Source organism: Gemmatimonadaceae bacterium, assembly GCA_036504815.1.
Taxonomy (GTDB): domain Bacteria; phylum Gemmatimonadota; class Gemmatimonadetes; order Gemmatimonadales; family Gemmatimonadaceae; genus PNKL01.
On the sequence record DASXUN010000021.1, the window covers coordinates 455,651 to 468,438 of the forward strand.

Annotated in this window: 10 protein-coding genes; 7 read left to right on the plus strand and 3 right to left on the minus strand. The window is 67.6% G+C overall.

Features of this window, described 5'->3' with window-relative positions:
- The first annotated feature begins 154 nt into the window (after positions 1-154).
- Genes VGJ96_11640 through VGJ96_11650 form a run of 3 tightly spaced genes read left to right on the plus strand, consistent with a single transcriptional unit; the run spans position 155 to position 3,074 of the window.
- Positions 155-622 carry a DUF4920 domain-containing protein gene (locus VGJ96_11640; protein HEY3287758.1) on the plus strand — a complete coding sequence of 156 codons (468 nt, stop codon included), beginning with the start codon at positions 155-157 and terminating at the stop codon, positions 620-622.
- Between the two features lie 53 nt (positions 623-675).
- The gene (gene dctA, locus VGJ96_11645; GenBank protein HEY3287759.1) at positions 676-1,956 is read left to right on the plus strand and encodes a C4-dicarboxylate transporter DctA; all 1,281 of its coding nucleotides are present in this window, start codon (positions 676-678) and stop codon (positions 1,954-1,956) included.
- Between the two features lie 2 nt (positions 1,957-1,958).
- Entirely contained in the window at positions 1,959-3,074 is a 1,116-nt protein-coding gene (locus VGJ96_11650; protein HEY3287760.1) for a VanZ family protein, read from the plus strand.
- A gap of 92 nt (positions 3,075-3,166) precedes the next feature.
- On the opposite strand, the gene VGJ96_11655 is transcribed toward VGJ96_11650, so the two are convergent.
- Complete coding sequence (locus VGJ96_11655; protein ID HEY3287761.1) at positions 3,167-3,634, minus strand: CoA-binding protein; 468 nt, start codon at positions 3,632-3,634, stop codon at positions 3,167-3,169.
- Positions 3,635-3,775: 141 nt separating this feature from the next.
- Between VGJ96_11655 and VGJ96_11660 the strand changes: the two genes are divergently transcribed.
- The 4 genes from VGJ96_11660 to VGJ96_11675 all read left to right on the plus strand — a co-directional run bounded on the left by VGJ96_11660 (position 3,776) and on the right by VGJ96_11675 (position 10,354).
- The gene (locus tag VGJ96_11660) at positions 3,776-4,405 is read left to right on the plus strand and encodes a helix-turn-helix domain-containing protein (GenBank protein HEY3287762.1); all 630 of its coding nucleotides are present in this window, start codon (positions 3,776-3,778) and stop codon (positions 4,403-4,405) included.
- Between the two features lie 16 nt (positions 4,406-4,421).
- A complete protein-coding gene (locus VGJ96_11665; GenBank protein ID HEY3287763.1) occupies positions 4,422-5,993 on the plus strand; it encodes a TolC family protein in 1,572 nt (523 codons plus the stop codon).
- Between the two features lie 83 nt (positions 5,994-6,076).
- A complete protein-coding gene (locus tag VGJ96_11670) occupies positions 6,077-7,177 on the plus strand; it encodes an efflux RND transporter periplasmic adaptor subunit (GenBank protein HEY3287764.1) in 1,101 nt (366 codons plus the stop codon).
- Positions 7,178-7,189: 12 nt separating this feature from the next.
- Entirely contained in the window at positions 7,190-10,354 is a 3,165-nt protein-coding gene (locus VGJ96_11675; protein ID HEY3287765.1) for an efflux RND transporter permease subunit, read from the plus strand.
- Between the two features lie 109 nt (positions 10,355-10,463).
- Here the strand turns inward: VGJ96_11675 and VGJ96_11680 are convergent, their stop codons facing one another.
- Both VGJ96_11680 and VGJ96_11685 read right to left on the minus strand, forming a co-directional pair.
- Positions 10,464-11,021, minus strand: a complete 558-nt coding sequence (locus VGJ96_11680) for a Spy/CpxP family protein refolding chaperone (protein ID HEY3287766.1) — start codon at positions 11,019-11,021, stop codon at positions 10,464-10,466.
- Positions 11,022-11,207: 186 nt separating this feature from the next.
- The gene (locus tag VGJ96_11685; protein HEY3287767.1) at positions 11,208-12,635 is read right to left on the minus strand and encodes a pyridoxal-dependent decarboxylase; all 1,428 of its coding nucleotides are present in this window, start codon (positions 12,633-12,635) and stop codon (positions 11,208-11,210) included.
- Between the last annotated feature and the right edge of the window lie 153 nt (positions 12,636-12,788).

Sequence of the window (12,788 nt, forward strand, 5' to 3'; positions counted from 1 at the left end):
GGGTGAAGGAACAGTCTCTTATGGTACCCGCAATTCCATGCCGTTCCTATGGCAGGGCACCCTGACAATGTGTAGGGCAATTCCCAGCTTGGAAATGGGGGCGGAATTCGTTGACGTTAGGGGAGCCGCAAACTCCCGTCTCCGGACTACCCCAATGACGCTCATTCGCTCGGCCACGATCGCGCTGGCTTTCGTCGCCCTGACCGCCACCGCGCAGGCACAGGGCAAGCAGTACGGCAAGCCGCTGACCCTCAAGGAGAAGACGCCCATCTCCAAGATCCTCCAGAATCCGCACGCCTATCACGGCCAGAAGGTCCAGGTGGAGGGGGCGATCATCGAGGTCTGCGAGGAGCGCGGCTGCTGGATCAAGATCGCCAGCGACAAGCCGTTGGAGTCGATCCGCTTCAAGGTGGATGATGGCGTGATCGTCTTCCCGCTCGACGCCAAGGGAAAGAAGGCGACCGTCGAGGGCGAAGTGCAGGTGAAGATGCTGACGGCGGCGCAGGCGCTGGCCCAGGCCAAGGAGATGGCCAAGGAGCGCGGCACCAAGGTGGATGAGTCGAAGTACACCAAGGACGTGATGGACGTCCAGATCAAGGGCGAAGGGGCGCGGATTCAGTAGGCGCCGCCGCGGCGCGTTGCGCTGGTCTGGGAAAGCGCCGATCTTCACACGCCATGAACCTGCGCCGCATCCACCACAACCTCACCTTCCGCGTCCTGCTCGCCGTCACCATCGGCGTGATTCTCGGGGTGGTGAATCCCGAGCTGGCGAAGGAGATGAAGCCGCTCGGCGACACCTTCGTGAAACTGGTCAAGATGATCATCGGGCCGATCATCTTCCTCACGATCGTCCTCGGCATCTCGAACATCGCCGACGTCAAGAAGATCGGCCGGGTGGGCGGCAAGGCGTTCATCTACTTCGAGGTGGTGACCACTTTTGCGCTCGCCATCGGGCTGATGGTGGTGAACTACACCAAGCCCGGCGCGGGGCTCGACGCGTCGCAGCTCGTGAGCGGCGATGTGAGCGCGTACGCCACGCAGGCCAAGCAGATGGGCTTCGTGGACTACCTGATGCACATCGTGCCGTCGAGCCCGGTGCAGGCGTTCGCGCAGGGCGAGATCCTGCAGATCGTCTTCTTCGCGGTGCTGTTCGGCATGGCGGTGGTAACGATGCCGGTGAGCGTGACGCCGCTCATGGACGTGCTCGAGAAGACGCTCGAGGTGATGTTCCGCATCGTCCAGCTGATCATGAAGGTCGCGCCGCTCGGCGCCTTCGGCGCGATGGCGTTCACGGTGGGCACGTTCGGGCTCAAGACGCTGATTCCGCTCGGGCGGCTGATGCTCGATGTCTACACGACGATGGCGCTGTTCATCTTCATTGTCCTGAACCTGATTGCGCGCTACTACAAGTTCAGCCTCCTCGCCTTCCTCAACTACATCCGCGAGGAGATCCTGCTGGTGCTGGGGACGAGCTCGTCGGAGGCGGCGCTGCCGCGGCTGATGCAGAAGCTCGAGCGCTACGGATGCGCGCGCCCGGTGGTGGGGCTCGTGGTGCCGACGGGGTATTCGTTCAACCTCGACGGGACGAGCATCTACCTGACGATGGCGACGATCTTCCTGGCGCAGGTCTACGGCAAGGACCTGCCGCTGTCGCAGCAGCTGGGGATCCTGCTCATCCTGATGATCACGTCCAAGGGGGCGGCCGGCGTGACGGGGAGCGGATTCATCGTGCTCGCAAGCACGCTGGCGAGCGTGAACGTGATTCCCATCGAGGGGATCGCGCTGCTGCTCGGCGTGGACCGCTTCATGAGCGAGGCGCGCGCCATCACCAACCTCATTGGCAACGGCGTGGCGACGCTGGTGATCTCGCGCAGCGAGAACGCCTTCGACGACCAGATGCGGGAGAGCGCGGTGATCGAGCTCCGCGAGGCGCGGCTGGCGGGGAAGGCGGACTAGCGATGAAGGGGGACGCGCGCGCTCTCGTTACGCGCGCCAGTGCCGCGCTCTGGCTGGCGACCACGCTGCTGCTCACGCTGCAGCCCGTGGGGCAGGGGACGTCCGTCAGGTTCTGGGGTTTCTTCACCGAGACGATGGCCGGCGTCGATTACGCGCAGAACGTCGTGCTGTTTCTTCCGCTCGGATGGATTGCCAGCCGCGGGCGCTGGCGCTGGTGGCACGCCGTGCTGGCCGGCCTGGTGGTGAGCGGGAGCATCGAGTTCATCCAGCAGTGGGTGCCGGGGCGGACGAGCCAGGCCACCGATATCGCGTTCAACATCGCAGGGACCGCGCTCGGCTGGTGGATGGCGACGCGCGCGACCCAACCGCGAGTGCGGCTGGCCATCGCCTTTTCGGTTCTCATCGGGTTCCTCGGCTTGCACCAGCTGAACACGATGTGGCCAGAGCCGGTGGAACTCGTCGGCGGCGCGGGCGTCTGGCAGACCGTGGACCGCATCTCGTGCCCCGCGGGGACGCGGGAGACGACGGCGTGCATCGTCGTGCCCAACACGGCGCAGAGCGGCAACAAGTATGTGCGCGTGGTCGGCGTCGGCGACCGGACCTACGCCCGCGTGCAGAGCAGCGCCCTCGGGCGGACGCTGACCGACCGTGACTGCGTGCTCCTGATGTTCGAGAACACCATTGGGACGCGTATGCGCCTACGGCCGCCGCTCGAAGCGGCGTGCGGCGTGGCCGACACGCTCAAGCAGGTCATACTGCTGCAGGTGGATCCCCGGCTCGAGCATGAAGTGCGCGGCGAGTGGACGCCAACGCGGGTGGGTGCGTGGATGTGGCCGGTCTGGCCGTTCCAGTCGTACCAGCCGCTGGTGCAGGTCGTGGCGGCGGCGCTCACGTTCGTGGTGCTTGTCTCGCTGATGATCGGCACCTCGCCGTGGGTGATACCGGCGGGGTACCTGGCGATGCTCGAAGTCGTCGCGCTGATTGCGGGTATGCGCACACCGGGGTGGTGGGAGATCGCGGCGTCGGCGCTCGGCTGGCTGATCGCCGCCGGAGCGGTGCGGCTTGACCGGTGGTGGCGCGCCGAACGCACCTTAAGCGCGACGGACGGAGGCACCTGATCATGCGCGGCAAGCCGGCCATCACGATTTCCGACGAGGCGCGCAAGCGGGCGAAGTAGCGGGTCAGCGCGTCGCGCCCGGCGACGACCGGACTACGACGGTACGCGCCCCGTCCAGCGCAGCACGGCGCACATGCAGCGATGGAACGGGTCCACCGGCTCGCAGTACATCATCGGGCAGCCGCCGACGATGGCCTGCAGCCCGAGCCGCTCCGCCTCGGCGACCGCTTCGGCCGAGACGCTGCCATCGCCGATGGAGCGATGGAACCAGACCGCGCGCACGCCGCGCGCCGCCCCCTCGCGCACGAGCGCCACGCCGGTGGCCGGGTGCGCCGCCATCATCAGCGCATCGACCTCGCCGGGAATGGATGCCAGGTCGGGGTAGCAGGTTGCCCCTTCCAGTGCGTTGGCGTTCGGATTGACCGGCACCACGTCATGCCCGCTGTCGCGCAGGCGGCGGAAGATGGCATTGGCGGGCTGGCGCGGATCGCGCGATACGCCGGCGACGGCGATGCGGCGGGCGCGGAGGAACTGATCTATGGATGTGGGGAGAGTTCGCATGGATTGATGGTGCGAACGCCAGGGAAGGGACGCCAGAGGCACTGGACGGTCCCCCGGGAACCCCGCCCCCCGCCCTTGCGTTCATTGCAAGTAATTGCTTGCTTTCAAGCAAGTGCTTACTTGCATTCAACGCGAGCCCCTATGACCGTTCCCACCCGCGACCACATCCTCGACGCCGCGGCGAAAGTCTTCGCCGAGCACGGCTTCCGCGGCGCGACCACCCGGCTCATCGCCGAGGCGGCCGACGTCAACGAGGTGACCCTCTTTCGCCTCTTCGGCTCCAAGGACGCCCTCCTTGGCGAAGCCATCCGCACCCGCGTCTATGAACGCGAGGTCTCCCAGCTGCCGGACGCCCCCGGCGACGCCCGTGCCGAACTGATTGCGTGGGCCTCGGTGGAGTACAGCAACATCCTCGCGCACCGCCCCTCCATCCGGCAGGGAATGACCGAGCTCATCGAACGTCCGGAACTGCGCCGCTGCATGGCGCAGGGACCGCTCGGCGGGTACACGCGCCTGCAACGGTACCTGACGGCGCTCGCACGCGACGGTCGCTGTGCCAAGGATGCGAATGCCATCAATGCCTCGGCCATGCTCCTCGGTGCGCTGTTCTCCGACGCGATGGGGCGCGACATGATGCCCGAGGCGCTGCCTCCGGCCAAGCAGGTGCCCGCCGCATACGTGGACCTGATGCTTGCCGCCATCGGCTATCACGCCGAGCAGACTGCCCCCCGTCGCCGCCCTTCGACCGCGCGCGCCAAGCGCAGCGCCTGACCCGGAGGGCCTTCATATGAACAGACCATCTCTCATGCGAATCATCTCGGGTACGACACGCGCCGCCCGTGGCGCCAGCCTGCTGCTCGCCCTCGCGCTCCCCGCGATGGCGCACGCCCAGGGTTCGGCCGCGCCGGCCCAGCTGTCGCTGGCCGACGCGCTGAAGCTGGCGGAACAGCGCAGCGAGGCGCTCAAGATCGCCGAGGCCGGACTGAAGCGCACGCAGGGTCAGCGCTATCAGGCGCGCGCGCAGTTCTATCCGCAGCTCAACGGCACCGCGGGCTACCAGCGCACGCTCGAGAGCCAGTTCCAGGCCATCAGCAGGAGCGCGGGGAGTTCGTCGAACGGGAGTTCGAACGGCGGCTCGAGCGGAAGCGGCTCGGATTCGAGCAGCAGCGGCGGCAGCGACCTGGCGAGTTCGCCGATCGCCAAGATCTTCGCCGCGCCCAGCACGGTGACGCTCGGCTTGCAGTTCAGCCAGAACCTCTTCACGGCCGGCAAGCTGACCGCGGCCAACAAGGGCGCTGACGCGGCCGAACGCGCCGCGCAGGCCGGCGTGGCGACCGCGCGCGCCCAACTGGTGATCGACGTCGCGCAGGCGTACTACAACGCGGTGGCCGCCGATCGCATGGCGGCGATTGCCGACAGCGCGCTAGCGCAGGCCGAGCGCGCGCTCAAGCAGACGGAACTGGCGCGCCAGGTGGGAACGAGCGCCGAGTTTGACCTGCTGCGCGCGCGCGTGACCCGCGACAACTCGCGGCCGATGGCGATCCAGGCGCGCGCCACCCGCGACATCGCGTACATGCACCTGCGGCAGATGCTGGGGCTCTCGCTGTCCGGACCGATGACGCTCACCAGTTCGGTGCGCGACGACCTGACCGCCGAACAGGCGATGGCGCAGACCGCCCGCACGGTGCTGACGGGACCGGTGGCGCTGCCGCGCGAGAACGCCAGCGCGGTGCCCGACACGAGCGTGGAGCACCGCGCCGCGGTGCGGCAGGCCGCCGACGCGCTCGAGGCGCAGCGCTACGCGTTGCGCGCCGCCAACTGGCAGCGCCTGCCGAGCATTCAGCTGAGCAGCAGCTACCAGCGCTTTGGCTATCCGCGCGATGGCACCTTCCTGCCGAACTCGTTCGCGCAGTTCTACCCGAACTGGACGGCGACGATGGGCTTCAGCTTCCCGATCTGGACGAGCGGGCGCCTGCTGGGCGAGAAGATGGTGGCGCAGGCCAACTACGCGGAGGCGCAGCAGCGCCTGCAGCAGGCGCGCGAGGCGGCGGAACTCGACGCCCGCGTGAGCATCAGCCAGTACGAACAGGCGCAGGCCGCGTACGCGGCGAGCGTCGGCACCGACGAACAGGCGGCCAAGGCATACGCCATCGCCGAGGTGCGCTATCAGGAGGGGATCAGCACGCAGTTGGAACTGGACCAGTCGCGCACGCAGCTGCAGCAGGCGCGCATCAATCGCGTGCTGGCGGCGCGCGACTTTGAACTGGCCCGCCTGCGCCTGGTGTTGCTCCGCGACCTGCCGCTGAGCGGTGCGCCGGCCGGCATGTCGTCCGCTTCCACGACGGGAGGAATGCGCTAATGACTCCCCTGCACCCTGCACCACACAGTGCCCGTGCCCTTGCACCCCACCGTGCCCGTGCCCTTTCACTCCCAATGACTCCGATGTCCATTCGCCATACGATCCTCCTCGTCTCGCTCGCGGCAACGGCCGCCTGCGGCCGCCAGTCCCAGCCGTCCGCCGGCGCGCCGACCGAAGTTCTCGTCGGTCCGGAAGCCATCGTGGTGACCGAGGTCTCGATGCTCGCCACCGGCCCGGCGCTGAGCGGCACGCTCGCCGCGGAACGCACCGCGGCGATTCGCGCCGAAGTGAACGGCCAGGTGCTGGCGATCCTGCACGAACCCGGCGACCGGGTAGCCGCCGGCGAGCCGCTGGCGCGCATCGATGATCGCGCCATCGCCGATGCGTGGCTCGGCGCGCGCAGCGGCGTGACGCAGGCCGAGCTTGCCGCGGATATCGCCAAGCGCGAACTCGAGCGCGCGACCAAGCTCAGCGCGGCGGGCGCGATCAGCGACCGTGATGCCGAGAACGCCCGCCGCGCCAGCCTGGCCGCGCAGGCGCAGTACGAGGACGCCAAGGCCCGCCTGTCGCAGGCGCAGAAACAGAAGGACGCAACGGTGGTGAAGGCGCCGTACGCCGGGCTCGTTGCCGAGCGCACGGTCAACGCCGGCGACATCGTGGCGCCGGGGACGCCGTTGTTCACGGTCATCGATCCGTCGACGATGCGGCTGGAGGCGAACATTCCGGCGAGTCAGCTGGGCGCGGTGCGCGTGGGCGCTCCGGTGACCTTCTCGGTCACCGGCTATCCCGATCGCCGATTCAAGGGAACGATCACGCATATCGCGCCGGCCGCCGATGCCACGACGCGGCAGGTGCGCGTGATCGCGCGCATTCCGAACGCGGGGGCCGGACTGGTGGCGGGGCTCTTTGCGGAAGGGCGCGTCAGCAGCACGGTGCATGAGGCGCTCACCGCGCCCATGAACGCGGTGGACCTGCGTGGCATTCGTCCGCTGGTGTCGCGCCTCAAGGGCGGCAAGGTGGAACGCGTGGAAGTGACGCTTGGCGCGCGCGACGACGCCACCGAGCGCGTGGAGATCAAGGCGGGCGTGGCCCGCGGCGACACGCTGCTGGTGGGCGCCGCGCTGGGCATCACCCCCGGCACGCCGCTCAAGGTGAGCGTGCCGACGGACCACCCCAAGCGCTAACGAGGCCCATCCGTGTTCATTTCTGATTTCGCCATCAAGCGCCCGATCGTCACCATCGTCTCGATGGTGGCACTGGTGGTATTCGGACTCTTCGCGCTCTGGCAGCTGGAGACCGACGAGTTCCCCGACATCGCCCAGCCGATCGTCAACGTGGCCATCGCGTATCCCGGCGCCGCGCCGGACGTGGTGGAGCGCGAGGTGCTCGATCGCGTGGAAGAGGCGGTCAGCGGCATCAGCGGCGTGGACCGCATCAGCGGCACGGCGCAGGACGGCTTTGCGAACATCACCGTCCAGTTCGTGTTCGAGAAGGACATCCAGCAGGCGTCGCAGGACATCCGCGACAAGATCTCCACGATCCGCAGCGAGCTGCCGGCGGAAATGAAGGAGCCGGTGCTCAGCCGGTTCGATCCGCAGGACCTGCCCATCGTGCAGCTCTCGCTCAACTCGACGGTGCTCACGTCCCCCGAGCTGACGCGCATCGCGGACCCGGGGATCACGCGTGAACTCCGCGGCATCAGCGGCGTCGCCGAGGCGTCGGTGGTGGGCGGGGTGCAGCGCGAACTGACGGTGGAGATCCGTCCCGACGCGATGAAGCAGGCGAACATCAGCATCGGGCAGCTGCTGGGCGCGCTGCAGCAGCAGAACCTCGCGGTGCCGGTGGGCGCGGTACGCGGCTCGCTCGAGGACCGATCCATCCGGCTCAAGGGCAAGCTCGAGACGCCGGATGACTTCATGAACCTCGTGGTCGCGCAGCGCGGCGGCCGCGCCATTCGGCTGGGTGAAGTGGCGACGGCACGCGACGGCACCGCCGAGGCCTCCACGGCGGCCATCTACAATGGCAAGGATGCCGTGGGTATCCTGGTGAAGAAGGCGAAGGGGTACAGCACCACCGAGGTGAGCACGCGCGTGCTCGCGGCGGTGGAGCGCATCAGGACGACGCTGCCGCCGGGCACGAGCATCGACATCGTGCAGAACAGCGGCGAGCGCGTGGAGCGCAGCGTCGCCAACGTGGAGGAGGCGCTCATCGAGGGCGCGGCCCTCACGGTGCTGGTCGTCTTCCTCTTCCTTAATTCGTGGCGCTCGACGGTGATCACCGGCCTGGCCCTGCCCGTCTCGGTGCTCGCCTCGTTCATCGCCGTCTGGGCGTTCGGCTTCACGCTCAACACGATGTCGCTGCTGGGCCTGTCGCTGGCCATCGGCATCCTGATTGACGATGCCATCGTGGTGCGCGAGAACATCGTACGCCACATCGAGATGGGGAAAGACCACTTCCGCGCGTCGCACGAGGGGACCAATGAAATCGGTCTCGCCGTGGCGGCAACGACGTTCTCGATTGTCGCGGTCTTCGTGCCGATCGGGTTCATGTACGGCATCGCCGGCCAGTGGTTCAAGCCGTTTGCGCTGACCATCGCCTGCGCCGTGCTGGTGTCGCTCTTCGTGTCGTTCTCGCTCGACCCGATGCTGAGCGCGTACTGGCCCGATCCGCAGACCGAGGCGCATGAGCGGCGGAACCCGATTGCCCGCACCCTGGAGAAGTTCAACCGCTGGTTCGACCGCCGGGCGGAGCAGTACACGAGAGTCATCGGCTGGGCGCTCGATCACCGACTGGGCATGGTGACCATCGCGACGGCGTCGTTCTTCGGCGCGCTCTGGCTGCAGGCGACGTTTGGCGGCTTTGGCTTCGCGCCGCAGTCCGACCGTTCGGAGCTGATCATGACCGTGCAGACGCCGCCGGGGTCGAATCTCGAATACACGAAGATGAAGACCGAGGAGGCGGCGCGCCTGGCGCGCAGCCACGGCGGCCTGGTGCGCTACACGTTCGCGACCATCGGGAGCGGGATGACGTCCATGGACGCCGGCTCGGCGGTCGGTGCCACCGACCAGGGCCAGGTCTACATCCGCATGACGCCCAAGGCGTCGCGCGACATTCATCAGGAACAGTTCGGCGAGATCCTGCGGCGCGAAGTGAAGGCCATCGGCGGCGCGAAGGTGGCGGTCTTCACCGGCGGCATGGGCGGGGCCCGCAAGCAGATCCAGATGGAGATCCGCGGCGACGAGGCCGGCGTGCTCGCCGCCGTGGCCGACACGGTGATGAAGCTGGTGAAGACCGTGCCGGGCGCGGTGGACGTGGACCTGAGCACCAAGGGACAGAAGCCCGAGCTCGAGGTGGAGTTGAACCGCGGACTCGCCGGGTCGCTCGGCGTCACTGTGGGACAGGTGGCCCAGGCGATGCGCCCGGCCTTCGCGGGCATCGATGCCGGCGACTGGGTGGATCCGTCGGGCGAGAATCGCAAGGTCCGCCTGCGCCTGTCACCGGAATCGCGGCGACGCGCGGCCGACATCGAACAGCTCCCGCTCTCGGTGGGCGAGCAGGGTCGGAGTGTCACGATGCCGCTCGGCCAGATCGCGACCGTCCGCCAGGGGCTCGGCCCCGCAGTGATCACGCACCTGAACCGCGACCACGTGGTCATCGTCCAGGCGAACGCCGAAGGGCGCAGCCTCGGCGAGGTCAACGGCGCCATCACCGAGGCGATGGCCGGCTACGTGCCGCCGCCGAGGGTGCGGTTCTCATCTGGCGGCGAGGTGAAGGACCAGCAGGAAGTGTTCGGCCGCGTGCTGGCGGCGCTGGGACTCGCCGTGATGCTGATGTACCTGATCCTCGTGATGCAGTTCGGCAGCTTCCTGGAGCCCATCGCAATCCTGATGTCGCTCCCGCTGTCGCTCATCGGCGTCGTGCTGGCGCTGCTGATCACCGGGGACACGCTGAACATCATGTCGATGATCGGGGTGATCCTGTTGATGGGCATCGTCGCGAAAAACGCGATCCTGCTCATCGACTTCGCCAAGTGGGGGCAGGAACAGGGGATGGACCGGCGCACGGCCATCATCGAGGCGGGGCGCGTGCGCCTGCGTCCGATCATGATGACGACGATGGCGTTGATCGCGGGCATGATTCCGGTGGCGCTCGGCCGCGGCGAAGGGGCCGATTTCCGCGCGCCGCTGGGACGCGCGATCATCGGCGGCGTGATCACGTCCACGTTCCTCACGCTGCTCGTGATCCCGACGATGTACGAGATCCTCGACGACATTCGGCGCAAGGTGGTCGGACTGTTCAACTTCCCGAAGCGGCCGCCGACGGACGAGTACATGGTGCCGGAGCAGTTGCGCAAACGCTAAGTAGGGTGCAAGAGCACGGGCACGGTGTGGTGCAAGGTGCGGGGGATAAGGATGGGCCGGGATTGCTCCCGGCCCTTCCGCGTTCCCTGCATTGCCGACTATCTGGTTGTTACGGTCGGTTACCACCCATTGGGCCCATGGGACCCATTGGGCCCATCGGACCACCGCGCTCGCCCAGTCCAGGGCCGCCCATCGGGCCACCGCCCTGGCGGCGATGCTCCGCGGCCCACGCCCTCTGTTCGGGCGTGAGAATGGCGGCGATCGCGGCGCGGAGCGCCTCGAAGTCGGTCTTCATGCTTTCCATGATCGCGCGACTCTTCTCCATGATTGCCCGCACTTCCTCGCGCGTCTTGCCCGCCTGAATGGCGGCACGGGCCTCCTCGCGGATGGCCTTGAGCTGGTCGAACTGCGTCTTGTGCGCGGCCGCGAAGGCATCGTGCAATGCCTTGATGGCCGCCCTCTGTGCATCCGTCAGCCTGAGCGCATCCGGCGGACCCTCGTTTTCGTACGCCGGGCCGCGCGGAACCAGCGTCGCCGAGTCCATCGTTGCCTGCGCGTCAAACTGGAGCAGGGCAGCTTCGCGGGCGGCGTTTGGGCCGGTGGCGGCGTTGTCGCATGCGCTGGCGAAAGCGGCGGCGGCAAAGAGGGCGGCAATCCTGAGCTTCATGTGCAAGGTTCTCCTGATGTCCCGGCCGATCCCCGGGGAAGATCGCAGGCTGTCGTCGGATGAGGGAATGCCCACGCCCCTCTGGGACGTTGGGATCCTCTGAATGTTAATGCGCCGTCAACTTCGGCGTCTCAGGACTGGCGATTTGCCCCGGGGTCGCGGTTTAGAGACTGCGAGGAAGACCGCCTATGCGACGGCAGCCCGGAGCAAGGTCCAGGCTCGCTCGAGGGTCGCGTCCGACGTGCGCAGGTTGCCGATGGCGACGCGCAGGACGTACTGGTCTCCGAGCTTGGTATGGGAGATAAAGACGTCGCCGCTCTCGTTCACCCGGGACATAATGGCCGCATTGTGCGCGGCGATCTCCGCCTCGTCGGTTTCACCCGCTGGGACGTGACGGAAGCAGACCGTTGAAAAAGGCACGGGGGCGCACACGGCCCAGCCGTCGCCGGCGGCCTTCACCGTCTCGGCGAAACGCTGCGCCAGCTGGCAGTGATAACGGATGCGGTCGGCGATCCCGTCGGCGCCAAAGGCGCGCACCACCATCCACAGCTTGAGCGCGCGGAAGCGGCGCCCGAGCTGGAGACCGTAGTCCATGTAGTTGAGCGCGTCGTCGCCTTCGGTGGTGGTGAGATACTCGGGGACGAGCGAGAAGGCGCGGCGGAGCACCTTGGGCTGGCGCGTGAAGAGCACCGAGCAGTCCATGGGGGTGAAGAGCCACTTGTGCGGGTTCACCACGAGCGAGTCGGCCTTCTCGAGTCCGGCGAAGAGCGGCCGCAGTTCGGGGACGGACATCGCCGAGCCGCCGTAGGCGCCGTCCACGTGCAGCCAGAGGCTCTCGCGCTGGCAGATGGTGGCGATGGCGTCGATGGGATCGACGCTGGTCATGCTCGTCGTGCCGGCCGTGGCGACGACGGCCATGGGGCGAAATCCCTGCGCGCGGTCGGCCTGAATGGCGCGAGCGAGCATCTCGGGGCGCAGGCGGAAGTCGGCGTCGCTCGCCACGTGCACGACATTCTCGAGACCGAGGCCAAGCGTCATCGCCGCCTTGTCCACCGACGAGTGCGCGTGCTCGCTGCAGTAGACGCGCAGGCGCGGGAGGTCTTGGCGCCCGGCCATCCCACGCTGACGAATGCCGAGCGCGGGGTCGCGTTCGCGCGCGGCGGCGAGGGCGTACATGGTGGAGATGGAGGCCGTGTCGGTGATCATCCCGAACCAGCCGTCGCCCATGCCGAAGAGCTGACGCAGCCAATCGGTGACCACCTGTTCGAGTTCGGTCGCGACCGGTGACGTGCGCCAGAGCATGCCATTGAGGTTCAGCGCCGCCGCGATCATCTCGCCGAGGATGCCCGGCACGGACGCCGTGTTGGCGAAATAGGCGAGGAACCCCGGATGGTTCCAGTGCGTGGCGCCGGGCATGATGACGCGGTCGATGTCGGCGAGGATGTCGTCGAGCGATTCCGCGGCCGCCGGCGGTGCCTTGGGAAGCTGCGCGCGAATGGCGCCGGGCTTCACGCTCGACAGCACCTCGTACTCCCCGACGTCGCGCAGGTAGGTGGCGATCCAGTCGGCGAGCCGATGGGCGTGGAGAGAGTATTGCTCGGGTGACAGATCCATGTTCAGAAAGACAACAGAGAGACAACAGAAAAACAACAGAAAAACAACAGAGAGACAACAGAGGAGAAATACTCCATTGCGGGCCGGCCTGCACGGCGATAGCCAACCCGACGAGAAGGGAGTATGTCTGTTGTATCTCTGTTGTCTGTCTGT